The 23,829-nt window shown below is 38.9% G+C and carries 21 protein-coding genes and 9 tRNA genes; 23 read left to right on the plus strand and 7 right to left on the minus strand.

The window, feature by feature from the left end; translation table 11 throughout:
- Window positions 1–296: transposase (locus tag L1266_RS00005; RefSeq protein WP_328259381.1), on the plus strand; the 296-nt coding region annotated here is incomplete at its 5' end.
- Window position 297: 1 nt separating this feature from the next.
- On the opposite strand, the gene drt3b is transcribed toward L1266_RS00005, so the two are convergent.
- The 4 genes from drt3b to L1266_RS00025 all read right to left on the minus strand — a co-directional run bounded on the left by drt3b (window position 298) and on the right by L1266_RS00025 (window position 4,503).
- Entirely contained in the window at window positions 298–2,067 is a 1,770-nt protein-coding gene (gene drt3b, locus L1266_RS00010; protein ID WP_235376517.1) for an antiviral reverse transcriptase Drt3b, read from the minus strand.
- A complete protein-coding gene (gene drt3a / locus L1266_RS00015; RefSeq protein WP_235376518.1) occupies window positions 2,055–3,344 on the minus strand; it encodes an antiviral reverse transcriptase Drt3a in 1,290 nt (429 codons plus the stop codon). The genes drt3b and drt3a overlap by 13 nt, the downstream gene beginning before the upstream one ends.
- Before the next feature lie 359 nt (window positions 3,345–3,703).
- Window positions 3,704–3,780, minus strand: a tRNA-Pro gene (locus L1266_RS00020).
- Window positions 3,781–3,885: 105 nt separating this feature from the next.
- Complete coding sequence (locus tag L1266_RS00025; protein ID WP_235376519.1) at window positions 3,886–4,503, minus strand: arylesterase; 618 nt, start codon at window positions 4,501–4,503, stop codon at window positions 3,886–3,888.
- Between L1266_RS00025 and L1266_RS00030 the strand changes: the two genes are divergently transcribed.
- The 21 genes from L1266_RS00030 to L1266_RS00130 all read left to right on the plus strand — a co-directional run bounded on the left by L1266_RS00030 (window position 4,504) and on the right by L1266_RS00130 (window position 20,889).
- Entirely contained in the window at window positions 4,504–5,223 is a 720-nt protein-coding gene (locus L1266_RS00030; protein ID WP_054553007.1) for an ABC transporter ATP-binding protein, read from the plus strand.
- Window positions 5,213–7,714, plus strand: coding sequence for an ABC transporter permease (locus L1266_RS00035; RefSeq protein WP_235376520.1), 2,502 nt, complete (start codon window positions 5,213–5,215; stop codon window positions 7,712–7,714). The genes L1266_RS00030 and L1266_RS00035 overlap by 11 nt, the downstream gene beginning before the upstream one ends.
- Before the next feature lie 138 nt (window positions 7,715–7,852).
- Complete coding sequence (ruvC, locus tag L1266_RS00040; protein WP_054553009.1) at window positions 7,853–8,377, plus strand: crossover junction endodeoxyribonuclease RuvC; 525 nt, start codon at window positions 7,853–7,855, stop codon at window positions 8,375–8,377.
- A gap of 1 nt (window position 8,378) precedes the next feature.
- Window positions 8,379–8,999: a Holliday junction branch migration protein RuvA gene (gene ruvA / locus L1266_RS00045; RefSeq protein WP_235376521.1), complete on the plus strand. Its 621-nt coding sequence runs from the start codon at window positions 8,379–8,381 to the stop codon at window positions 8,997–8,999.
- Between the two features lie 7 nt (window positions 9,000–9,006).
- Complete coding sequence (ruvB, locus tag L1266_RS00050; RefSeq protein ID WP_054553011.1) at window positions 9,007–10,011, plus strand: Holliday junction branch migration DNA helicase RuvB; 1,005 nt, start codon at window positions 9,007–9,009, stop codon at window positions 10,009–10,011.
- A 962-nt stretch (window positions 10,012–10,973) separates the two neighbouring features.
- On the plus strand, window positions 10,974–11,678 hold the full coding sequence (tolQ, locus tag L1266_RS00055) for a protein TolQ (RefSeq protein ID WP_054553012.1): 705 nt from the start codon (window positions 10,974–10,976) through the stop codon (window positions 11,676–11,678).
- Window positions 11,665–12,090: a protein TolR gene (tolR, locus tag L1266_RS00060; protein ID WP_054553013.1), complete on the plus strand. Its 426-nt coding sequence runs from the start codon at window positions 11,665–11,667 to the stop codon at window positions 12,088–12,090. Before tolQ ends, tolR begins: the two co-directional genes overlap by 14 nt.
- Window position 12,091: 1 nt before the next feature.
- Window positions 12,092–13,030: a cell envelope integrity protein TolA gene (gene tolA / locus L1266_RS00065; RefSeq protein ID WP_235376522.1), complete on the plus strand. Its 939-nt coding sequence runs from the start codon at window positions 12,092–12,094 to the stop codon at window positions 13,028–13,030.
- A gap of 9 nt (window positions 13,031–13,039) precedes the next feature.
- On the plus strand, window positions 13,040–14,398 hold the full coding sequence (tolB, locus tag L1266_RS00070; protein WP_054553015.1) for a Tol-Pal system beta propeller repeat protein TolB: 1,359 nt from the start codon (window positions 13,040–13,042) through the stop codon (window positions 14,396–14,398).
- A gap of 34 nt (window positions 14,399–14,432) precedes the next feature.
- Window positions 14,433–14,975: a peptidoglycan-associated lipoprotein Pal gene (gene pal / locus L1266_RS00075; protein ID WP_235376523.1), complete on the plus strand. Its 543-nt coding sequence runs from the start codon at window positions 14,433–14,435 to the stop codon at window positions 14,973–14,975.
- Between the two features lie 12 nt (window positions 14,976–14,987).
- Window positions 14,988–15,749, plus strand: coding sequence for a tol-pal system protein YbgF (gene ybgF, locus L1266_RS00080; RefSeq protein WP_054553017.1), 762 nt, complete (start codon window positions 14,988–14,990; stop codon window positions 15,747–15,749).
- 168 nt (window positions 15,750–15,917) lie between these two features.
- Window positions 15,918–15,993 (plus strand) — tRNA-Lys (locus L1266_RS00085).
- 63 nt (window positions 15,994–16,056) lie between these two features.
- A tRNA-Lys gene (locus L1266_RS00090) sits at window positions 16,057–16,132 on the plus strand.
- A 55-nt stretch (window positions 16,133–16,187) separates the two neighbouring features.
- Window positions 16,188–16,263: transfer RNA gene (locus L1266_RS00095), tRNA-Lys, on the plus strand.
- A 55-nt stretch (window positions 16,264–16,318) separates the two neighbouring features.
- Window positions 16,319–16,394, plus strand: a tRNA-Lys gene (locus L1266_RS00100).
- Between the two features lie 57 nt (window positions 16,395–16,451).
- Window positions 16,452–16,527 (plus strand) — tRNA-Lys (locus L1266_RS00105).
- 51 nt (window positions 16,528–16,578) lie between these two features.
- A tRNA-Lys gene (locus L1266_RS00110) sits at window positions 16,579–16,654 on the plus strand.
- Between the two features lie 51 nt (window positions 16,655–16,705).
- Window positions 16,706–16,781 (plus strand) — tRNA-Lys (locus L1266_RS00115).
- A 129-nt stretch (window positions 16,782–16,910) separates the two neighbouring features.
- Window positions 16,911–17,951 (plus strand): quinolinate synthase NadA, encoded by a 1,041-nt coding sequence (gene nadA, locus L1266_RS00120; RefSeq protein WP_054553018.1) that lies wholly within the window; start codon window positions 16,911–16,913, stop codon window positions 17,949–17,951.
- A gap of 152 nt (window positions 17,952–18,103) precedes the next feature.
- Window positions 18,104–18,191 (plus strand) — tRNA-Ser (locus L1266_RS00125).
- 988 nt (window positions 18,192–19,179) lie between these two features.
- Window positions 19,180–20,889, plus strand: coding sequence for a hypothetical protein (locus L1266_RS00130; RefSeq protein ID WP_054553019.1), 1,710 nt, complete (start codon window positions 19,180–19,182; stop codon window positions 20,887–20,889).
- A 115-nt stretch (window positions 20,890–21,004) separates the two neighbouring features.
- Here L1266_RS00130 and L1266_RS00135 read toward each other — a convergent pair whose 3' ends face one another.
- A complete protein-coding gene (locus L1266_RS00135; RefSeq protein WP_235376524.1) occupies window positions 21,005–21,529 on the minus strand; it encodes a carboxymuconolactone decarboxylase family protein in 525 nt (174 codons plus the stop codon).
- Window positions 21,530–21,758: 229 nt separating this feature from the next.
- Here L1266_RS00135 and L1266_RS00140 point away from each other — a divergent pair, with 229 nt between their 5' ends.
- Window positions 21,759–22,643, plus strand: a complete 885-nt coding sequence (locus tag L1266_RS00140; protein ID WP_235376525.1) for an AraC family transcriptional regulator — start codon at window positions 21,759–21,761, stop codon at window positions 22,641–22,643.
- Between the two features lie 27 nt (window positions 22,644–22,670).
- Here the strand turns inward: L1266_RS00140 and L1266_RS00145 are convergent, their stop codons facing one another.
- Window positions 22,671–23,069, minus strand: a complete 399-nt coding sequence (locus tag L1266_RS00145) for a DUF2750 domain-containing protein (protein ID WP_138618128.1) — start codon at window positions 23,067–23,069, stop codon at window positions 22,671–22,673.
- Between the two features lie 85 nt (window positions 23,070–23,154).
- A complete protein-coding gene (locus L1266_RS00150; RefSeq protein WP_235376526.1) occupies window positions 23,155–23,736 on the minus strand; it encodes a TetR/AcrR family transcriptional regulator in 582 nt (193 codons plus the stop codon).
- Window positions 23,737–23,829 lie beyond the last annotated feature (93 nt).

Below are 23,829 nucleotides of genomic sequence, written 5' to 3' on the forward strand. Positions count from 1 at the left end.
TTACTGAAAAAGGCGCGATACCTGTTATCCCGCCGAGAGAGAATGCACGCCTGTGGACTGATAAGCATCCACGCAATGAGGCTGTCATGTTGTGCAATAAGTTAGGAATCGCACAATGGAAAAAGCTAAGTGGATATCATGTGCGCTCATTAGCAGAAACAGCGATGTACCGTTTTAAACAGTTGATGGGGGCTAAGCTAAATGCGCGTGATTACAATCGCCAACTGGTTGAAGCGATGATCAAAGTGAAGGCGCTAAATAAGATCAACACCCTTGGTCTGCCTAAATATCAGTAAGTTAAGTGAGTTTATTAGAGAGCTGCATTTGATCAACAAGGCCCTTCACGATATCCGATTTTATTTGACCGTAAATCGAATGTTCTCCTATGTAGTATAATGCACATATAATTCGAAAATAATCACTACAAGTCTCTTTATCTTCATACTTATTTGACGAATTTAATATTGCATCAATATCAAATACAGTTTTAACTTCTTTTGGTGGCAGCAAGAAGCTATCTCCCATATTACAAGCTGAGATCAAAAGATTTGCAAGCTCTATTGGAAAGTAATTGTTGCTTTCTACTAACTCAACATAACTACCAGATTCAAAAAAAGTTTTTATAGACTTAGATATTTCTAGTTTTACTGATTTTACATCATCAGGGATATTTTTTTCAGAAAAGTTGACAAGGATAAAACACAGCTTAGATAACTTTGAGCTGTTTAATGTATTTGGGGAGATGCCAAAAAAATGAAAACCAATTTGAATTAGTAGAATTATAATTTCTCTTGCTTTGAAGTGGTCATCCTCTTTTATCTCTACATTAGAGTCTGACAACTCAGTTGCAACTCTTAAAAGATAGCCTACTATGTAACCCGCGGTATGTTCGTATGTCTTACTACTTTTCCCACAAGCAGCTTTTACTTTATTAATCCATGAAGTTAATAGTTTTTCAGAGTCTTTTATTCTCGTTAAAGTATTTACTGTTAGTTCTTTAGGTGATGGTTTGGTGAATAAAGTAGCGGAAAGTTCATTCAGTAATGCAGATATGGTTATTTTACTATTCGACATTTCAGTTAAAAAAGGCCTTCCTTGCTTAGAAGTCTTGCTGGAATTTAAATGTAATTTATACCTGTGTAGCTTGTTCATTAAATTTTCAAAAATTCTTTCATTAACATATTCTGTTTTGCCAAATACAAAATAATCATCAATATATCGACGAATTTCATAATCTCTTTTATTTATTAACCCTTCTTCTTTTAAAGAGCTCTCAAGCTCTAAGTCAATTTTTTGCAAGATAATCTCAGCAAATATTCGACTAATTTCGTTACCAACGAGAATGCCATTTGTTTCATTATAGTTTGATGATTGCATTAATTTATCAAAAATTGCACCAAATGTATCTTTATGAGATGTAGTATCTTTTGCATGCTTTTTATCTTTTATTGCCCAAGATATTGAGTGTGTATATATACTGTCAAAGCATTTTGATACGTCAAATGACCATAAGTGAGAGTACTTTGTTTCAAGGATTCTATAGTCAGAGGAATCATAAAACTCGTGAAGTCTTTGATGACCGCCATATGAAAAGTATGAAGCAGAATGTTTAAACTTTGATTCATCTTGGCTATTTCGGTTATCTTTCAGGTTGGGATAAGATGTCTTAACTCTAAATTTTGACGCTACATTCGAAGGGTATCTAATAGAGAATGGACTTAGGTTGGTATAGTGAATAATTGTTTTAGTAAACTCTTTATAAAAATCTATGTATTTAAACTGTTCGGCAGGGTGCATGATACCGATGTACCTAAATTCGCGGTCATTTTTCCTGATTCTAAATTTCATGGGCACAGAATATTGATGTAGCTTTTTGTTTTTAAAAATTTTATCAACAATAATTGCTTTTTTAGTATCTCGATTATTATCATCATTTAAATGGTTATAAAACCAAATGTTTGAGAAAATAAGAGGCACATCAAATGCAGGTGTTTCAGAGAGTACAATTCTATTAAAGTCTTTAGATGAAATTTCTTTTTGAAAACTATTCTTTTTTATTTTCGCCATGCTTCTTTAATCTTATCTAATTCTTCGGTAGTAAACTTACAATGTTTTTTTAGATTGTAGCCTGATGAAAAGCTGAAATGTGCTAAATCTCTTACATTATCAATCCCCAAAACATTTCTTAACTTGCGAGAAGTCTTGCTATTTTTACTAAACAATAACATGGAAAGGTAACGGTCTAGCTCTTTTAAAGATTTATCAGAAGTTATGAAACGATAGTTATATCGAATACCAGATTTAATCGTTTTCCCTTTGTTTGGTATTGGTAAATCATAGTTACTTGTCAAAAACTTAAGCCTTAGAATCATTTTTTGATATTCGCTACCCATTGGAAAGTGACTCTTCAGAAAGTGGATTAGAGTTAACCGAGTTCTTTCTTTGATCTTATCTATTTTGTTCTCAGATATATCTATATCAATTTTTCGCCTAGGAAGGCTAAAACAATTTTTATCTATTTCCGTTGTATCTGAGATAGTGAATTCATAACCCAAAAAGCTGAACTTAAGAACAATGTTTTTGTTATTACTGTCTTCCGAACTTTTTGGAATATTAAGCGCTGCTTGTTTATTGCTAGTGTTATGGAACTTTAGAGGCTTGGGTATTAAATTTTTAATTTCATTTTGAAATTCTTTAGCTTTCTTACCCGACTTGGCTATAATAATAATGTCGTCAACATACCTAGCATAATAAAAAACGTCTTTGTTTTCTAATATTTTTTTATCGAAGTCTTGAAACATTATTTCTGAAAGAGTAGCACTGATATTCAAGCCCCTTGGCAGTCCTTTAAACTCTATTTTTGGGTCACCTTTTTGCTTCTTTTGAAACTCTAAAAACAATAGCTCTAAAACTTTTATAGTTTCATTTGAAAGTAAGCCATCATCTTTAATTTTCTTTAAAACACTTGGCCTTTCGAATGATTCATAAAAAGATATGATATCAAATCGAAAAATAGAGTATGGAGCCGTCTCTTTTAAGTAATTGATCACTACTGGTAAAATGCTTTCCCGACTCTTAGGTTTGATGGAGTAAGCTCTCTGGAGATTTTCATTCAATAAATTTATAACAGGTAAAGAAACGACATCCTTTACCAAATGAATTGGTTTTTTGTTCGAGTACTCGATACCAATAGAGTTGATGAAAATTTCACGGGATTTGAGCTGTTCCAGAGAGTTTTGAATAATTTCTTCACGTTTACTTTCAGAGTCAAGTTCAGCATAATTACTAATATTCTTGTAAGATATGCTCCTTCTAAGATTCCTTTTTTCGAAACTTAATTCCATTTCAATCCATTAAGCTATTGTTATATTTTGATTTGTCTAGAAACTTAAAGAAAGTAAATATTATCTTTTTCCATAGTCCAGTGCAAATAAATAGATTCTACTTACCTGTGTAAGAGCTCTTTGGCTAAAGCTACTTATAGTTAGAAGCTGATAAGTGTTTTTTCGTGTTGAGAATTTAAATGCTTCATACGAATTCACAATATGGGATCAAATAAGGCATTTTGTATTGCTTGTAGGATGTTATATATTATTTTTCTTATGAAGCTAAGAATAATATTTTACTTGAGATAAATATGGGATGGCTGTTTTTAAGCCTAAAAGAATGAAGCTTTTAAGTCGTTGAATAGGGTGAGAAAAAATGGTCGGCATAGCAGGATTTGAACCTGCGACCCCTGACACCCCATGACAGTGCGCTACCAAGCTGCGCTATATGCCGACGTTGCAAGCCATAGTACGGCTTTTTTTATAAAAATCAATATCCCCGCAGTTTGATTGCTTGTTTATTGTTCAGGTAATCCACATTAAATCAATGGGCTAGAGGTTAATCTAGCCAATCGTTGATCGTATTGTACATAAAGTCGCGTATTAATGGTTGAGCATCGGCATTAGGGTGCAAGTTATCGTTTTGCATAAGCTCTGGACGGCCTGCAATGCTAAGCATGAAAAAGGGCATGAGCTCAGAATCTGTTTCATCGGCAATGGTTTTAAAGCTATCGGTGAAAATTTTTGTGTAACGCGGGCCATAGTTTGGTGGAATTTGTACTTCCATTACGGCGGTTTTCGCCCCAATTTTTTGGCTTTTTGCAATTAAATCACGTAAGTTAGCTTGCAGGCGTTTAATAGGGAAACCTCGTAAACCATCGTTTCCGCCAAGCTCAATGAGTACGTGAGTGGGTTCAAATTCGCTCAGTAACGCGTCGAGTCGCCTTAGAGCACCGCCTGTGGTTTCACCGCTAATACTGGCGTTTACTAGGTATACAGATTGGTCTTTTTCATCGTACTTATCTTGTAACAATTTAACCCAGCCTTGCTCTTGTTTAAGTCCGTAAGCGGCGCTTAAACTGTCACCTAGAATTAAAATTGTGTTGTCAGCTGCTGCCGTAAGTGGTTTGATTACTAACAGTAAAACGAATATAAAACGTAGGATTGGATGCATCATATGTCAGCGCTTTCTCAATTAAACATCATTCAAGTTAAAGGACTTTCTAAAACGGTCACCACGGTTGAGGGCGACCTGACCATCCTCAGTGACATCAGCTTTAATGTCAAGTCGGGTGACTCAGTTGCCGTGGTGGGCACCTCTGGTTCGGGTAAGTCTACTTTATTAAGTTTATTGGCGGGCCTTGACCAATCAACTGGCGGCAGTATTCATTTAGACGGAGCCGCATTACACGAATTAGATGAAGAAGCACGCGCAGCACTTCGCGCTGAAAAAGTAGGTTTTGTATTTCAGTCTTTCATGCTTGTACAAAGCTTAACAGCCCTTGAAAACGTAATGCTTCCCGCTGAACTTGCAGGAAGCAAAGACGCTAAACAACAAGCCCTAGAGCTACTTGAAAAAGTAGGCTTAAGCCATCGTGTGGGTCATTACCCATCGCAATTATCTGGTGGTGAGCAGCAACGTGTAGCAATTGCGCGTGCATTTATAGGCACACCGAAAATCTTATTTGCCGATGAACCATCAGCAAACCTTGATAGCAAAAACGGTAAATTAATTGAGTCTCTATTATTTGAACTAAATAAAGAGCACGGCACGACACTCATTTTAGTAACCCATGATGAGCAGCTTGCACAAAAGTGCCAGCAAATTTTACATATTGAAGCAGGGCAGCTAGTAACTGTTAAAGAAAACGAAGGAGTGCAAGCGAATGTGGGCTAAATTAGCACTAAAACTGTTTTCACGTGAGTTTAAGCGTGGCGAATTAACAGTGATCAGTGCAGCAATAGCCTTAGCTGTTCTCACTGTTTTAACACTGTCTATGGTTACCGACCGCATTGGTCAAAGTATTGAAGAAAAAAGCAGTGCTTTTATTGCGGCTGATCGCGTTTTAGCGAGTAACCATGCTTTGCCTGCTGAGTTTTTAGATAAAGCCAACCAAGAAAACTTACGCACCGCTAAAATAACCTACTTCGATACCATGTTATTTGCCGGTGACGAAATGCAACTTGGCTCGGTTAAAGCGGTATCAAACACCTATCCGTTAAAAGGCGAGTTAAAAGTAAAAACTAGCCTGACTGGTCAACCACAAGTAACTTCTGATATCCCAAGTCGTGGTGAAGTGTGGTTAAGTGAATCTGTGTTTTATGCGCTAAACATTAAAGTGGGCGATAAAGTAGAACTTGGTGCTGCTACGTTTACGGCTAGTCATGTTGTAGCCGAAGAGCCTGATGCACCCTTTAATGTGTTCTCGAGCAGCCAGCGAATCTTAATCAATGAAGCAGACATTGCTGTGACTGAGGTAATTCAGCCCGGCAGCCGAGTGTTTTACCGCCAACTTTATGCTGGCGACAAAGACAACTTAGATACCTTTTATGCGTGGTTAAAACCACAGATGAAAGAAAACCAGCGTTGGTATGGAGTTAAAGACCGCCAGTCACCTATTTCTAATAGTTTAAATCGTGCCGAAAGCTATTTATTGCTAGCTGGTTTACTTGGCATTATTTTAGCTGCCGTTGCTATTGCGGTATCGGCAAAACGTTATTGTGAGCGTCAGTACGACCCAGTTGCAATGATGAAAACGCTTGGCGGTAGCCGCGCTATGATCCGTAAAATCTATTTATTACATTTGAGTCTTGTATGTTCAATGTCGGTGATTGTCGGTTTACTGATTGGTTATGGTTTACAAGCGATTGCCACTGATTATTTAGCACAAACCATGGGTTCTGCACTGCCAAGTGCATCGGCAAAACCTTGGATCATTGCGATTAGCACGGGTGTGATTTGTGCGGTTATGTTTTCAATTAAACCGCTACTCGATTTATTTGATATTCCGCCGCTGCGTGTGCTTCGCCGTAACTTAGGCGACCGTTTATTAGTAAGTAAAGTGCACCTTACTATGTCGGCGCTTACTGTGTTTTTATTGATGTGGTTATTTAGTAACAACATCAAAATTAGTGCAATTTTGTTCCTTTCGACGGCATTTTTAATTGCGGTGTTATTTGGCTTATCAAAGGTTATTTTTGGTGGTGGCCGCAAACTTGGCTTGAGTCCTGGCAACAGTTGGTCATTGGCGATTGCGTCAATTCAAAAGCGTGCCAATGTGAATGCTGTGCAATTAATTAGCTTTGCTTTGGCAATCAAGTTATTACTGTTTTTAATTGTACTTAAGAACGACATGATTTCGGACTGGCAGTCGCAGCTTCCTGAAAATGCCCCTAATTCATTTTTAGTGAACATTACTGAGCAAGAGTTAGAGCCTATTACTAGCTTCTTAGCGCAAAACGATATGCCAACGTCTGATTTCTATCCGGTTGTTCGTGGCCGTGTAAATGCCGTAAATGGTGAGTTGGTTGCCCGCGAAGTATCGCAAGAAGACAACGAAAAGAAAGACGAAGAAGCCCGCTCTGGTATTGGCCGTGAGTTAAACCTAACTTGGCGTAAAGACTTGCCTAATCAAAACGAGCTTATCGACGGTACATGGTTTAGTGAAGACTCAGTAGCCGAGGCATCGGTCGAAGAGTCGATGCTTGAGCGCCTTGATGTAAAAATAGGCGATACGCTTACTTTCTTAATTGGCGCGCAGTCGTTTGACGCAAAAATTACCAGTGTACGTAAGGTTAATTGGACCACGCTTAAACCTAACTTCTTTATTATTTTAAGCCCAGATGTGCTAGCGAGTTTCCCGGCTACTTATATTTCATCAGTGAATGTAAAAGCAGAGAAAAAACGTGAGTTTAATGAGCTAATGCGTCAATACCCCACGGTTAACGTGATAGATGTTGAGAGCTTTATTAAACAAATTCGCTCAACCATAGAGCAAGTATCGTTAGCGATTGGCTTTGTACTAGCGATTGTGGTTGCCTGTGGCGCTTTAGTACTTATTTCACAAGTACAAGCAAGTTTGGGTGAGCGAATGCAAGAGATTGTTATTTTGCGAACCTTAGGTGCGAAAGGGCGCTTAATTAAAAATGCCACCTTATATGAGTTTTTATTATTAGGCGTTACCGCAGGCTTAGTTGCTGCCATTGTCAGTGACATCGCCCTGTTAATAGTACAAAAACAAATGTTCGATTTAGCAGGTAAGTTCCACCCTCATATTTGGGTGATTGGCCCAGCAGTCGGTGGCTTATTTGTGGCATGTTTGGGTTATTTGATGATAGCGCGAACAATGCGAAAAAATACCCAAGGCTTATTACGCTCGCTCGCGTAAATGTCTTAATTAAAGGTTGACTATAAAATGCTCGCAATTGCGGGCATTTTTTATGAATTGCAATTGGTTACTGGTAATTTATACAGTGCTCTGGCATTATTAACCGCAGATAATAATGATAATAGACGAGTCAGTTAGTTGGCGATTATTTTAGGGATTGATCCTGGTTCACGATTAACAGGGTACGGCGTGATTGCTCACCAAGGTGCTAAGTTCACTTATTTAGGCAGTGGCTGCATTAAATTGGCCGATCACGATTTTCCGATACGCTTAAAAATGATTTACCAAGGGATCAGTCAATTGGTAGAGCAATTCTCCCCAGACAGTTTTGCTATCGAAAAAGTGTTTATGGCACACAACCCAGACTCAGCGCTTAAACTCGGTCAAGCACGTGGCGCTGCTATCGTTGGTGCTTCAATGGCAGAGCTGCCAGTTTATGAATATTCAGCTAGGCAAATTAAGCAGGCCGTTGTAGGTAATGGCGGAGCCGATAAGTCTCAAGTACAGCATATGGTTAAAAACATTTTAAAGCTGCCAGGTACCCCTCAAGCCGATGCCGCAGATGCTTTAGCAATTGCTATTTGTCATGCACACTCAGAACAAAATTTAATAAAACTTGCGGGCAGTGCGAGCAAAACCGTAAGAGGACGATTAAGGAAGTAATATGATTGGTCGATTAAATGGCTTACTAGTAGAAAAGCAGCCACCAGAAATTCTTATTGAAGTAAGTGGTGTAGGCTACGAAGTACAAATGCCTATGACTTGCTTTTATGATTTACCAGCAGTGGGTGAGCAAGCGATTGTTTATACCCACTTTGTGGTACGTGAAGATGCCCAGCTATTATTTGGCTTTAACAACAAAACCGAACGCGCTTTATTTAGAGAGCTTTTAAAAGCCAATGGTGTAGGGCCAAAGCTTGGTCTAGCTATTTTATCGGGTATGTCGGCGCAGCAATTTGTAAGTTGTGTTAATAATGAAGATGCGACCACACTGGTTAAACTACCGGGCGTTGGTAAAAAAACGGCTGAGCGTTTAGTGCTCGAAATGAAAGACCGGCTTAAAAATTGGGGTAATGACTTATTTACACCATTTAGCGATAATGCCGTCATTGAGCCATCAAGTGATGATACCCTAGTGGCAAATAATGCTGCTGATGATGCTGTATCAGCACTTGTGGCATTAGGCTATAAGCTACCGCAAGCACAAAAAGCGGTTAAAACAGTGAACAAACCAGATATGACGACTGAGGTTCTAATTAAAGAAGCTCTAAAATCAATGTTGTGAGTAAACCATGATTGAAGCAGATCGCTTAATAGATGCGAGTGAACAAAGTAACGAAGACAGTGTTGATCGTGCCATACGACCAAAACTGTTAACCGATTACACAGGCCAGCCGCATGTTAAGCAGCAAATGGAAATTTTTATTGAGGCTGCTCGCCATCGTGGCGAAGCGCTGGATCACTTATTAATATTTGGTCCACCGGGTCTTGGTAAAACCACACTTGCAAACATTGTTGCCAACGAGCTTAACGTTAATATTAAAACAACGTCGGGGCCAGTGCTTGAAAAAGCAGGGGATTTAGCTGCACTTTTAACGAACCTTGAAGAAGGTGACGTACTGTTTATTGACGAAATTCACCGTTTGAGCCCGCAAGTCGAAGAGATTTTGTATCCAGCAATGGAAGATTATCAGCTGGATATCATGATAGGTGAAGGCCCTGCAGCACGTTCAATAAAGCTTGATTTACCGCCATTTACTTTAATTGGCGCAACAACGCGTGCAGGCTCACTTACCTCACCACTTAGAGACCGTTTTGGCATCGTACAGCGATTAGAGTTTTATTCAGTTGAAGACTTATCAAAAATTGTTGCCCGTTCAGCAAGCTTTTTAGACTTAACCATGTGTGATGAAGGCGCTACAGAAATCGCCAAGCGCTCACGTGGTACACCTCGCATAGCGAATCGTTTATTACGCCGCGTTCGTGATTACACCCAAGTGAAATCAGACGGTAAAGTGAATGCTACAGTTGCAGAGCAAGCCCTCGATATGATTGATGTCGATAAAAGCGGTTTTGACTACATGGATAGAAAATACTTGCTAGCTATTATCGAAAAATTTATGGGCGGCCCCGTTGGCCTTGATAACCTAGCGGCTGCAATTGGCGAAGAAAAAGAAACCATTGAAGATGTGATAGAGCCGTTTTTAATTCAACAAGGCTTTATACAACGCACCCCACGCGGACGACTTGTTTCAGACATTGCCTACCTGCACTTTGGATTAACGCCAGAAAAATAACTAAAAACCCCGCGGTTAGTTACAAGCTTTAAGCTATAAGTATCAAGCAGCTCGAAAGGGCTGCTTTTTATCGAGATAAATTGCTTGTATCCAACGGGTAAGTAGATTTTTACCGCTTACCGCTTACCGCTTACCGCTTACCGCTTACCGCTTACCGCTTACCGCTTACCACTGGGTTGTTGTCTCATTTTAACATCTGTAATTCACATGCTGTTAAGTTATCGATAGGTATTCTCATTGACGTTTGTGTAGGCAAAAAAAAGCCCGCATAAGGATGCGGGCAAACAACAAGTTGAAGGAAGTAATCCAGGGAACTACGGTCTACTTAAAAAAGGTTTTATCCAGATTTAAGCAAACCTAGTGCAATACGAATTTTCATATTGCTAAAAACGGAGCTTAATGAAAGAAACTTTCATGAGGTTGCTAGCTCGGTATAGGTAAATAATACGCAATGATGGATTTTTCTTCAAACTAGAAAAATTTTATTTTCAGATAAAAAAAACTAATGTGAGTATATTTTTTAATTGTTTTCTTTTTGTTCACATTGTGAATATATAAATTTTAAGTTCATGAATGGGAAGGTTTTTATAAATTTTACGAACTTTATTCAGGATTAGTTTAAGTATTCTGTAGTAGATTCGTAAAAGTGCTTTTGGGTGTTTATGCGTTATTTATGAATAAACGCCGAGTTTTTGGCTGTTTTGGTTGCTTTTTAGTGTCACTGTAGTGACTTATTATTAAGGTGAAAATATGCATAATTGTATTGATAAAACCTAATATGGCTAAAAAATAACTAAGCAAATTGCTTTTTACCGTTATTTGCCGCTAATTCACAGCAAGAGCGTTGTCAGTTCATAGCTGACTAGATACACTAGATGTAACTTTTGGCCGCCTTTGTGGTCAATAAATACAAGTGTAAAAAATATAACAAATTACATAGAAATCTATTTTAGGAGTTTAACGTGGGATCAGGGCTTAACTTTTTAGATCTTATTCTAGAAGCCAGTGTACTTGTCCAGCTAGTAATGTTGGCATTAGTCGGTATGTCGGTAATGTCATGGGCAATTATCTTTCAGCGTAAAAAAGCGATTTCTGATGCACTTAATGGCGCAAAGCGCTTTGAGCAGAAGTTTTGGTCGGGTATTGACCTAAGTAAATTATACAACGAAGTATCAGCGCGTCCTGGTGGCGCATCAGGTGTTGAAGCATTATTCGTTGCAGGTTTTAAAGAGTTTGCACGTCATAAGAAAAATTCACCACAAAGTGCAAGTATTGTTATGGAAGGCACACACCGTTCAATGCGTGTTGCTTTATCGCGTGAAGTTGAAAAGCTTGAGTCAAGTTTATCGTTTTTAGCAACAGTGGGCTCTATTAGTCCTTACATCGGCCTATTTGGTACGGTATGGGGTATTATGAACGCATTTATCGCATTAGGTGAAGTTAAGCAAGCAACGCTACAAATGGTAGCGCCAGGTATTGCTGAAGCACTAATCGCAACAGCAATGGGTTTATTTGCTGCAATTCCAGCTGTTATTGCTTACAACCGTTTTGCAAACAAAGTAGAAAAGCTTGAAGGTAATTATATTAACTTCATGGAAGAGTTCGCCAATATTTTACACCGCCAAGCTGCTGCGCAAATAGAGGCTAAAGCGAATGTACCAGCGTAAGAAACGTCGCCCAGTAGGTGAGATAAACGTAGTTCCTTACATTGACGTAATGTTGGTACTACTAATCATATTTATGGCAACTGCGCCACTTATTACTCATGGTGTAAAAGTAGATTTGCCAAAGATGGAAGAATCGGATCTTGTTGATACTAAAGATACGCCTCCAATTATTGCGTCAATTGATGCTGAAGGTAAGTACTATGTAAGTATCGGTACAGATCCTGAAGCACCAATGGAAGCGTTGGATGTTGCTGCAGTGATTAAACTTCAGCTGCAAAAGAATCCAGATACGCCAGTGATGATCAAAGGTTCGGGCCGTGTTTCTTATCAAGAAGTACTGCTACTCATGGACTTTTTGAAAAATGCCGGTGTGCCTTCAGTGGGTTTAATGACCGAATCATTTGAGGGTTAGTATGCGTGAGTCATTAATCAAATCGATTCTATTACATCTGGGTATTATTGGTTTTTTAATTGGATCAGCTAGTTTTCATTTACCTACTCCTAAGGTAATGGAAGTAACTTTGAATCCAGCTATGCCTGAGCCAGAAAAGGCTGTTTCAGCAGTTACGGTAGACCAACAAAAGGTTGAACAAAAAATTGCTGAGCTAAAAAAGCAAGAAGAAGCGAAAAAACAAGCTGAAGCAAAGCGTCTTCGTGATCTTGAACGACGTGCCAATGACGCGCGCAAGCAACGTGAAGCGGAAGACCGTCGTCTTAAAAAGCTAGAACAACAGCGCCGCGCGAAAGAGAAAGAAAAAGCAGAAGCCGAAGCACAAGCGAAAAAAGCACGTGAAATTCAGCAAAAAGAACGTGCTAAAGCGCAACAAGCTGAAAAGCAAAAGCAAGAAGCTGAAGCAGCAGCAAAAGCTGCAGCAGAAAAGCGCAAAGCTGAAGAAGAGGCGTTAAAGAAAGCGGAAGAAGAGCGTAAGCGTAAAGCTGCCGAAGCAGAAGCTGAACGTAAACGCAAAGAAGCCGAAGCCGAGCGTAAACGCCTGCAAGCATTGCAAGAGCAAATGCTGCAAGAGCAGTTAGCTGCTGAGCAAGCTGCACGAAATAAAGTTCGTCAACAGCAAATTGTAAGTGAAGTCGACAAATACAAAGCCTTAATAATGGCACGTATTCAGCAAACTTTACTTATCGATGAAAAGATGAAGAATAAACAATGTCGTGTAAATATTCGTCTTGGCTTTAATGGCTTAGTAACACAAGTTAAGTCATTAGGTGGTGATAAATTAGTGTGTGAAGCTGCGCTTCGAGCTGTTCGTATGGCAGATACACTCCCGGTATCACCTGATAAAGACGTATTTGAGCAACTTAAAAATATTAATTTAACAATCAAGCCAGAATTCTAAAGGAATGATATGTTCAACCAGATAAAAACAGCATGTTTTATTGTATTACTGGGCTTTCATGGCATCGCCAGTGCTGCACTAGAAATTGTTATTACCGAAGGTGTTGATGGTGCACGTCCGATTGCGGTTGTGCCATTTCAATACAATGGGGTTGGCCCCATCCCTGAAAAGTTAAGTACTGTTATTGCAGCAGACTTAATGCGTAGTGGTAAATTTAAACCTATTGATGTAGCAACAATGCCTCAATTACCAGCAACTGATACTGACGTTGACTATGCTGCATGGGTTAATAAAGGTGTTGAAGCCGTTCTTGTTGGTCAAGTTGAACAACAGCCAGGTGGACGTTACTTAGTTAAGTATGAGCTTATTGATGTTATTCGTGGTCAGATCACGGGTGGTCAAACACAGATGATGAGTAACGGTAAGTTAGTTAAAAGCCAAGACCATATTCTTGATGCAAGAGAAAGTGTAATAGCTGAAACGGGTTTCCGCCGCTACGCTCACCGCATCAGTGATGTTGTATATGAAGCTTTAACTGGCGAAAAAGGTGCATTCTTAACGAAGATTGCCTACGTTATTGTGAGAGAAAATCAGGCAATGCCTTATCAGTTAGTCGTTGCTGATTATGATGGTTTTAATGAGCAAGTATTACTTCGTTCTAAAGAGCCATTAATGTCACCGGCATGGTCACCAGATGGTACTAAGCTTGCGTATGTAACATTTGAAAATCGTCAAAGCCAAATTTACATTCAAGATTTATACACGGGTAAACGTGAGCTGATCACAAGTCACCCTGGTATTAATGGTGCGCCACAGTTCTCACCTGATGGCAAAAAGCTACTATTAGTGCTCTCTAAAGACCGCAATGGTGCAACAGAAGTATATGTTTTAGACCTTGCAACTCGCAAAGAAAGACGCCTTACAAATCACCGTAGTATAGATACTGAACCATCTTGGTTCCCTAATGGGCAAGATATTGTGTTTACGTCTGAAAGGGGTGGTAATGCCCAGATTTATAAGTTAAATTTGCAAACTGGTAGGTCAAAACGCATGACGTTTGACGGAGATATGAACCTAGCAGGTTCGGTTTCTCCAGATGGAAAAGAATTAGTGATGGTGAACCGTACCAACGGTCAATACCATCTTGCTAAGAAAGAGCTAGCTACAGGTGCGTTCCAAGTATTAACTAGAACACGCCTTGATGAATCGCCGAGTATCGCACCAAACGGCTCGATGATTATCTACAGCACGCTTCATAATAATAAACAGGTGTTGGCGTTAGTTTCTATGGATGGTCGCTTTAAAGCACGCTTACCTGTGCTAGACGGACAAGTTAAGGCACCGGCTTGGTCGCCTTATTTACAGTAATTATACTGGTTTACTCAATATAGGAATCAATTAAATGCAACTTAATAAAACTTTAAAAGGCCTGCTAATTGCTGTGCCAGTGATGACATTAGCGGCGTGTAGCTCTTCTTCAGGTGTTGATGAAGGTGCTGCAAACCAATCTAACCAAGGTATGGTTGAGCAATCAAACAACACTGATACTGTTGAAGTTGCAACGCTTACTCCAGAGCAACAAGCTGAAGAAGCACTTCGTGAAAAATACGAAGCGTTACGTCAAGAGCAAATCATTTACTTTGGTTTTGATAACGCAAAAATCCAAAGCAAGTATGCTGAACTATTACAAGCACACGCTGAATTCTTAGTACAAAACCCTTCAGTTAAAGTACTAATCGAAGGTCACGCTGATGAGCGCGGTACGCCTGAGTACAACATCGCACTAGGCGAGCACCGTGGTCAAGCAGTAGAAAAATACTTACAAAGTTTAGGTGTTTCTGCTAGCCAAATGTCAGTAGTGAGCTATGGTGAAGAGAAGCCAATGATTAAGTCTCGCACTGAAGAAGCGTTCGCGAAGAACCGTCGCGCAGTATTAGTTTACTAATAAAGAGTCATTATGAAGCCGAAAATTATTTTGGCAGCAATGATCTTAAGCGGGAGCACCCAGTTATGGGCTGCTCCCGCTCCTGTTTCAGAAGCTGCAAGCTCGCAATCGAGCATTGAGAAGCGTTTAGTCGCTTTAGAAAACATGATGAAGTCACGTAATTTATTGCAAGCTGAGCTTCAGCAGCAGCTTAATATTTTACAAGACGAAGTGAGCCAAGTACGTGGTATTACAGAAGAGCAAAGCTATAAGCTTGAAAAAGTACTGCAACGTCAGCGTGAGCTATATCAAGAAATTGAGAACCGAGTTAGCCAAGCTTATAGCCAGCCTGCTGCAACACAAACTCAACCTACAAATACTTATACAGATGTAGGTGCATCACAGGCAATCAGTTCAGACTTATCTGAAAACGAAGCTTATGAGCGTGCAGTGGCGTTAATCATGAAAGATAAACGTTATGAGCAAGCAATTCCTGAGTTTCAAGCATTCTTAACGACATACCCAAATTCAGTGTATGCATCTAATGCGCATTATTGGTTAGGTCAGCTGTTAACTATTCAAAACGATCAAGCAGGTGCGACTGAGCACTTTAAAGTTGTTGTGAATGAATACCCTAATTCTAATAAGCGCCCAGATGCAATGTTAAAGTTAGGAAACTTATTAGCGGATCAAGGTTTAGGCGAGCAAGCCCTTAAAACCTTTAATGATTTAATTAATCAGTACCCAAGTACTACCGCTGCTAAATTAGCCACAGAACGTCTGTCGCAAATGTAGATTTGACCTGATTAGACTGCTTTTTGACATAAGCGGTCTAAAATTAGGCAACTAGACATAAAAACTTAAAAAAAGAGATATTTTCTGTTGCACTCAGCATTTAAATAAGTATTATAAGCGCCCGCAGCAGGCGATTGGTAACAACAGCCAAAATGCGGAAAAAAGAGCGGGTCATTAGCTCAGTTGGTAGAGCAGTGGACTTTTAATCCATTGGTCGATGGTTCAAGTCCATCATGACCCACCATTCTCTTTGAATGGTAATCTTTAATCGACGGATTTACGTATAGCTTTTATAAGCAATTAGAGCGGGTCATTAGCTCAGTTGGTAGAGCAGTGGACTTTTAATCCATTGGTCGATGGTTCAAGTCCATCATGACCCACCATTCTTTGAATGGTTCTATATAGGCGGATTTACGCAGCTTTTATTAGCATCAGAGCGGGTCATTAGCTCAGTTGGTAGAGCAGTGGACTTTTAATCCATTGGTCGATGGTTCAAGTCCATCATGACCCACCATTCTTTGAATGGTTTTATATCGGCGGATTTACGCAGCTTTTATTAGCATCAGAGCGGGTCATTAGCTCAGTTGGTAGAGCAGTGGACTTTTAATCCATTGGTCGATGGTTCAAGTCCATCATGACCCACCATTCTTTTGAATGGTCTTAAATCGGCGGATTTACGCAGCTTTTTATAAGCAACAGAGCGGGTCATTAGCTCAGTTGGTAGAGCAGTGGACTTTTAATCCATTGGTCGATGGTTCAAGTCCATCATGACCCACCATTCTTCGAATGGTCTTATATCGGCGGATTTACGCATCTAAATATCCAGAGCGGGTCATTAGCTCAGTTGGTAGAGCAGTGGACTTTTAATCCATTGGTCGATGGTTCGAGTCCATCATGACCCACCATTTTTCGAATGGTCTCATATCGGCGGATTTACGCATCTAAATATCCAGAGCGGGTCATTAGCTCAGTTGGTAGAGCAGTGGACTTTTAATCCATTGGTCGATGGTTCAAGTCCATCATGACCCACCATTCCTGATTTATCTTTTCTTTCTAAGTTATCCTTTATTTATCTTAACAGCTCACAGCAATACTGTTCTTTAGCTTAAGATTCTCGTATAATTCGCGCCATGAATGCACTGTGGACTAAGTGGTCGAGAAATGAGTCTAGCTGAACAAATTATGCCTGAAGATTATATCTTCCCTCCAAAGCCAGCTCCGTTATCAAAAGACGAGCAAGTTGAGTACAAGGCACGTATCAAACAATTATTAAAAGACAAGAACGCGGTTCTTGTTGCCCATTATTACACTGATCCTGAAATTCAAGCACTAGCTGAAGAAACAGGCGGTTGTGTTGCTGACTCGCTAGAAATGGCGCGTTTTGGCGCTAAGCACGACGCAGATGTAATTGTGGTAGCCGGTGTTCGCTTTATGGGCGAAACAGCAAAAATCCTAACGCCAAATAAAACAGTTGTTATGCCAACGCTTGCTGCAACCTGTTCATTAGACGTAGGTTGCCCAATTGAAGAATTCTCAGCGTTTTGTGATCAGCACCCTGATCGCAAGGTAGTAGTGTATGCAAATACATCAACCGCTGTTAAAGCGCGTGCAGATTGGATTGTTACTTCTTCATGTGCCCTAGAAATCGTTGAGCATCTTGATGAGCAAGGCGAAAAAATCATTTGGGGTCCAGATAAGCACTTAGGTTCTTACATTCAAAAGAACACAGGTGCAGACATGATCATGTGGAATGGCGCCTGTATCGTTCATGACGAGTTTAAAACCAAAGCACTTAAGGATATGAAAGCCTTACACCCAGATGCGGCTGTATTGGTTCACCCAGAGTCTCCTGCGGAGATTGTAGCCTTAGCTGATGCGGTTGGTTCAACAAGCCAACTTATCAAAGCAGCGCAAACTATGGACAACAAAAAGTTCATCGTAGCGACTGACCGAGGTATTTTCTACAAAATGCAGCAGTTATGCCCAGAGAAAGAATTCTTTGAAGCACCAACAGCAGGTGAAGGCGCAACCTGTAAAAGCTGTGCGCATTGCCCGTGGATGGCAATGAATGGCTTAAAAGCAATTGAAGAAGCACTGACAGACCCTGAAGGTAAAGAAGTGTTTGTTGATATGGACTTACGCGAAGGTGCATTAAAGTCGCTTAACCGTATGTTAGATTTTTCAGCAACGCTTCAACGTTAAGAACGAGATATCTATATACAAAAGGCAAGGTGTTTACCTTGCCTTTTTTGTTTGATTACTAATCACTTAGCAGCACAATTTTAAAAAGCCCTTGCGTCTGTAGGGTTGTTTTCATACTATAACGCCGCTGCTAAACTCTAAGCAGCGCCTTAGGTGACGTGTCCGAGTGGCTGAAGGAGCACGCCTGGAAAGTGTGTATACGGCAACGTATCGAGAGTTCGAATCTCTCCGTCACCGCCATCCTACCTCAAAGTCTTTTATCCTGTGATGTCCCAAGCTTGTTTGCTGGCAGGGAGAATTACTCCATCTGAAGTCTGGTACAAAAGCTTGATTTAGATAGGCTTACTGTGCTATTTGCTCAATTATAGGCAAAAACGAGTTTAAAGAATCTTTAGATCATATTTGTCTAACTTAAGGCAAAAAATATGTATATAAAGTATGGCTAGTTTAACCAACCTGCTAGTTTAGAAATTCTTATATAATCATCTCAAAGCCAAAATTCAGATTTCTTCAATCTAAACTCGTTTAAATATTTGTCGTAAATCAAAATTATGGTTTTAAATGCTGTCACCTCAGTTGAAGAGTTAACTATGTCATGAAATGACTTCCCTGTGCCCCAGCCACTACTGAGATTAAGAACAAAGCCGTCATGCTCAACTGTAATATTACTAGCTAAGAATCCCCCATGTTCACTACTGTTTAGCTTACAATTTTCAAATTTGTAATTGCGCTTTTTAAGCTCATATCAATTCCTTGTATTAAAGCTATTTTAATTGCTTGAATAATAGCATGATTTTTAATAACTACATCTAAGCGGTGCTGAGTATTATACCTAGAGCTTTATAATTTTGGTGCATAACATCGCCACAAAAGACAGAATATTCTCATGATTAATGTAGAGTTTCTGTATGAATAAAAACTCGTAGTTACCCATTGATGTTAGTCTCGCATCTTTAAATTTGTACATAAAGGGGGAACCAAAAATTTTTTGAGTTACAGTTAAAACTAACAATAAATAAAGTTATTGATAAATTAAAAATTATTGATGCGAACCTAAAGCTAATACTTAAAGGGGGATTCTTTAGCAGTGTTTCACTTTATTAGAAAGTCTCATAGTTGACTTACTAAAACCATGTTAAGAAACAGGCTTCAAGTTTAATTGAAAATAACTGATAATACTTTGATATATTTTTTTCTAAAATTTTGAACTGTAAGAAAGGGGTTAATTTTGAAAGGGAATTTGGTAAGTACTATTTTCACTATCATTGGTACTGTCTTGTCGGGCTATCTATTATATTATTTAACTCAAGACAAAATTGAACTTGAATACTATCTAAGTGAGCCTATCCCATTAATAATTGATAAGGGCGAGGTAAAAGAAAGCGTTCAGCAATTAACAGTAATAAATAGCGGTGATGTTGCTATTGATTCTATAGGAATTAAAATTACCGGAAAAATTAAAGAAGCCAATGTAATTAAGAACTTTGTAGATGATAAAGTTGTACAAAATGTTGCAGATACTTTTTTTCAGGCACAATATCCTAAACTCCCCCCCAATTCAAAATTCAGTTACACCATTAAATCAACAGTTGGTGGGATCACAAGTAAGCTTATTGATATTTCATACCCAAAAGGTAAAGCAATAAATGCTTTGGAGCCTGCCAATAGTTCAAATGCTACTATTTTGATATATGTATTGTGTAGTGTTGGCTATTTAATTTATATAATTATTTCGACCTTCAAAGGACATGTATTTAGAAAATTACAACTTAGTAGTTATGATGGTATTTTGACCGTATTGAATGAACCCAAGCCTTTTTATGTGAATCAAAAAGATTGGGATGAAGCGAGAAGGTCCTTTATAAAAAGCAAAAGAGATATCAAAAATTTTCATTGTAGTAACCTACAAGAACATGAAAGTTTTAAAATTTTAAATTCTTGTAAGCCAGAACATGTATCCGATTTTGAATGGAGTTTAATCATTGATACGATGGCAAGCCACTACGAAGATTTATTTTTGTATAAGGTAAAAGTTAGTACTGATTCAGATAGCTTAGGTAAAATTCTTAATATAACAAAGCCGATAAATTTTATAGAATCAAAGTGGATTGAATTGAACCATACAGCTTGTAAAGAGCTTTTTGCCGTCAATAATCTAGAGAAGTATTATGTAAATGAAAATCCAGCATCTGTTGCTAAAATTTTAAGAAAGCCCCCACCTAAAAATGTTGAAAGTGAAGTTTGGCAAGATTACATACAAGCATTGAAGCTTAAGTACTTTACTCTTATTTTATTAAATATATCTGAAAAGCTATATCCTCACACCACAGAACTGAGTGATTTTGATTTAGATTTGAATTTGCTGGAAAAACGCGAAAAGGAGAAAATCGAGCATTTTGTTTATAAATTGAAATTGATGAATATAAGACAAATTATTTCCATCTACGATGCAAAATCATTTATTGATAAAAATACGGACTCTGATGCAATTCGCATGATGACGGGCACAAATTATGACTTTTTGAATGATCAAGATCGCTCTAAAATGGAGGAAATAGCAAATGCTTATATCGAACTTGATAAAAACACAACTCTCTATGAAAAACTACTTTCTAATATTGAATCTATTTTAGGAGGCTCTAATTTAGGAGAAAAGCCAGAAGAGTTAGACGATGATAGTTGGTCAAAACTTAAAGAAATTGAGGAGAAAATTATTACAAAATCTTATGATAATATTTTGGATAGAAAACAAATTGATATTGATAAATCTGAAATATCTAAGATGCAAGCAAGAGTTGTTAAGCAACTATCAATAATTAGCAATGTATTTAGTAAACCAAACTCTGTTTTGGAAATAGAGGATTATGACAACCCATTTGCTGAAGGTAACTACCGTAACTTGAAGAAAGTTGCTGAAATAATCGAACAAAGCCGTTGATAAGTTAGTCACACAGCTTTGTTCGATGATTTTCAAGAAGTTTTGAATGATAAATACTTCAAAAGCTTATGTGATTTGTGGCGGAGGATCTCCTCGTCACCGCCATTTCTTAAATTTACCCCACCATTGCAAAGTGCTTTTCAAGATTACATTTAGCACGCATTGCTATGTGGCTACTGACCTTTCTGGCAAGTTCTATCACTAATAATTCAAGTTGTTCACGGCTATAACCAAGCAGTACACAGCGTTTAAGTTGCTCGCTAACTAAGTTGCTGGCATCGTCTAATGCAAATAAAGCGCCTAAAGAGGCAAGCTCAAAAACTCGGTTGTTTTGCTGTTCTATGCCAAAAGGTAGTTGGCCAAATGTGAGTGCGGTTTTTAGCTGCTGCTCTGTGCGTTTGATAAGCAACGCATTTGAACCTTGAATATCATCAAGTGACTTTAAAATCTCCAGTGCTAACAATGCTTTTGGCACCCCAGAATATACACTGATATGCGGTAAAATATCACACAACTCTTGCATTGAAACGCCATCATTCAATGCGTGCTGACATGCTCGTTTTAACAAAGGCTTGTCATGAACGGTGACCAAAGCAGCGATCGCGACAAACACAAATAAATCCGTGTTGTTATGGTTCATAATATCTCTTTTGATTTTAGGTATTGAATATATTGAAGTTTTGTAGCAGTTGCTGATTACATAGAGCATGCAATCGAAAAATTGAAAATACATTATGGTCGATGATGGCTATTTCTGCTTGCCATAAATGATTTAATTTTTGCCTAAAATAACGAACTGTTACCTAAAATGGTCCTAACCTCAAATTACGGTGATACACTTAATTGAGTATTTATGTGAGGTAATCTAAATGCGTCAGGCATTAATAGAAGCAGTGAAAGCAATAGCGATTGCAGATGGTAATTTTGAAACAGGGATTCCAGAATTATTGGTGTTCAGACGAAGCGAAGTTTCATTACCGATGGCCTGCGTGTATGAGTTAGGGCTGGGTATTAGCTTGCAAGGTGCAAAGCGAGTTGTGCTGGGTGAACATAGTTATGATTACACTGACGGGCAATCGCTGGTGACCTCAGTCGACGTGCCTGTTGCCTCGCATATAACTCAAGCCAGTAAAGAGCAGCCATTTTACGGTCTTTACTTACGCTTAGATGCTCATGAAATCAGCCACATTGTTGCAGAAATAGAGTTCGCAGGGCAAGACAAGTTTCCTAAGCACCAAGCTATGTCGGTGGTTGATACTGATAATGGTTTGCTTGACGCTTTACTAAGGCTTATTCAACTCGACAAAGAGCCTCAATTAAAAGCTAATCTTGCGCCACTTATTAAAAAAGAAATTATATTGCGTTTGTTAAATAGCCCGCATAGCCCTTATTTAAGGCAAATTGTGATGTCTGGCTCAGCCCATCAAAAAATCGCTAAGACCTTGTGTTGGTTAAAAGAAAACTTTACCAGTCAATTTTCAATTGATGATTTAGCCCGTGATGCACACATGAGCCCGTCGACATTCAGACTGCATTTTCGTGATGTAGTAAAGATGAGTCCGTTGCAATACGTAAAAAACTTACGGTTGCAGGCGGCAAGGCAATTAATGCTGAATGAGCGAATTGATGTGGGCTCTGCAGCTTTAAAAGTGGGTTACGAGAGCCCATCGCAGTTTAGCCGCGAGTACACACGCTTTTTTGGCAAGCCACCGATTAAAGATATTTCAGCACTGCGGTTGCAACAAATCGCATAAAAAAGGGAGCGCTTGGCTCCCTTGTATTTAAAATCGTCTTTTTGGCATTCTCAGTTGTGAGTCAAACTCATCGGGGAATAAAATGGTGCCGTCGTCTTGGTCTGTTGGAAATACAGCAATAAGTAAGTCATCTTGTTCAAGGCCTGGTGTCCAGCGGCTTAACCAATCTTTTACAGGGATGGCTTTTGGTGTGCAATCTTGCCATTCACCGGTTGCCCAGCTTTGGGCAAATTCGCGGCTAGGCCATACAGGCACGCAGTCGTCATCTTCGTTTGAGAGCATGACGCAGCCATGTTCATCATTGAGGATCCACACTTGTTTAAACTCTTGTACCGTTTCAAACATATAAGCGAGTCGTTTCTTTGCGCCTAAGGCGAGTACAGTATCAAATTCAGTTTCAACACGTTTAGCAGTTGCATTATTCATGACAGGCTCACTCTTTTAGTTATACACAGCTACACCTTAATCATAAGGTGATAAATTAATATGACAAGTAAAGTTATTAGCTAAATTAATTTACTAATGCAGCAAATAGATCGTCAGCAAGTTGTTGCAGAGATTTAGGGTCTTGATTTGTCAGCGCATAGGTACGAATACCGTATATGCCCATGACTAAAAAGCGTGCAAGTTGTTGCGCTGACTTGCTACTTACAAATTCGTTGTTATTTAGGGCTTTTTGAAGTTGCTCGGCGAGGGCATGCTCGTATGCATTAAGGTTGCTACGCAGCACAGTGCAAATTTGTGGGTCATTGCCTTCAACCTCAGAAATACTCTTCGTAAGTAAGCATACTTTAGCTACTTCACCTTCAATACACTCATCAACAATCACAGTTAAGTAATGTTTAAGAGTTGATAAAATTGATTGTTGGTAATTAAAAAGGGCAGTAAATTGTTGGTTTCTGTCTTTTTGATATTGCTCGGTGGCGGCTAAAAACAAGCCTTTTTTGTTGCCATAAGCCGCGTAAATAGAACCCGGGTGAAGGTGAGTCACTTCTTTTAATTTTTGCATACTGGTCTTCGCATAGCCATATTGCATAAAAGCATGCATGGCTTGGCGTAGTACAAATTCAGTATCAAATTCAGCAGTTCTCATTAAGGCTCCTCACGGTTTATAAACGAAGTTTACGTAATCTTGAACGATTATTCAAAATAAACCTTGAAGTATGTTTGTTTCGCCCTTATCTTG

The organism is Pseudoalteromonas sp. Cn5-37 (assembly GCF_021532495.1).
Lineage (GTDB): Bacteria > Pseudomonadota > Gammaproteobacteria > Enterobacterales > Alteromonadaceae > Pseudoalteromonas > Pseudoalteromonas simplex.

What these genes read in the sequence shown, in the direction of transcription:
- tolB (WP_054553015.1), top strand. Translation starts at nt 13,040, where the DNA reads ATGTTCAACCAGATAAAAACAGCATGTTTTATTGTATTACTGGGCTTT.
- L1266_RS00140 (WP_235376525.1), top strand. Translation starts at nt 21,759, where the DNA reads ATGCGTCAGGCATTAATAGAAGCAGTGAAAGCAATAGCGATTGCAGAT.
- L1266_RS00135 (WP_235376524.1), bottom strand. Translation starts at nt 21,529, where the DNA reads ATGAACCATAACAACACGGATTTATTTGTGTTTGTCGCGATCGCTGCT.
- L1266_RS00150 (WP_235376526.1), bottom strand. Translation starts at nt 23,736, where the DNA reads ATGAGAACTGCTGAATTTGATACTGAATTTGTACTACGCCAAGCCATG.
- ruvB (WP_054553011.1), top strand. Translation starts at nt 9,007, where the DNA reads ATGATTGAAGCAGATCGCTTAATAGATGCGAGTGAACAAAGTAACGAA.
- tolA (WP_235376522.1), top strand. Translation starts at nt 12,092, where the DNA reads ATGCGTGAGTCATTAATCAAATCGATTCTATTACATCTGGGTATTATT.
- ybgF (WP_054553017.1), top strand. Translation starts at nt 14,988, where the DNA reads ATGAAGCCGAAAATTATTTTGGCAGCAATGATCTTAAGCGGGAGCACC.
- L1266_RS00035 (WP_235376520.1), top strand. Translation starts at nt 5,213, where the DNA reads ATGTGGGCTAAATTAGCACTAAAACTGTTTTCACGTGAGTTTAAGCGT.
- L1266_RS00145 (WP_138618128.1), bottom strand. Translation starts at nt 23,069, where the DNA reads ATGAATAATGCAACTGCTAAACGTGTTGAAACTGAATTTGATACTGTA.
- drt3a (WP_235376518.1), bottom strand. Translation starts at nt 3,344, where the DNA reads ATGGAATTAAGTTTCGAAAAAAGGAATCTTAGAAGGAGCATATCTTAC.
- L1266_RS00030 (WP_054553007.1), top strand. Translation starts at nt 4,504, where the DNA reads ATGTCAGCGCTTTCTCAATTAAACATCATTCAAGTTAAAGGACTTTCT.
- ruvA (WP_235376521.1), top strand. Translation starts at nt 8,379, where the DNA reads ATGATTGGTCGATTAAATGGCTTACTAGTAGAAAAGCAGCCACCAGAA.
- drt3b (WP_235376517.1), bottom strand. Translation starts at nt 2,067, where the DNA reads ATGGCGAAAATAAAAAAGAATAGTTTTCAAAAAGAAATTTCATCTAAA.
- nadA (WP_054553018.1), top strand. Translation starts at nt 16,911, where the DNA reads ATGAGTCTAGCTGAACAAATTATGCCTGAAGATTATATCTTCCCTCCA.
- pal (WP_235376523.1), top strand. Translation starts at nt 14,433, where the DNA reads ATGCAACTTAATAAAACTTTAAAAGGCCTGCTAATTGCTGTGCCAGTG.
- tolR (WP_054553013.1), top strand. Translation starts at nt 11,665, where the DNA reads ATGTACCAGCGTAAGAAACGTCGCCCAGTAGGTGAGATAAACGTAGTT.
- L1266_RS00025 (WP_235376519.1), bottom strand. Translation starts at nt 4,503, where the DNA reads ATGATGCATCCAATCCTACGTTTTATATTCGTTTTACTGTTAGTAATC.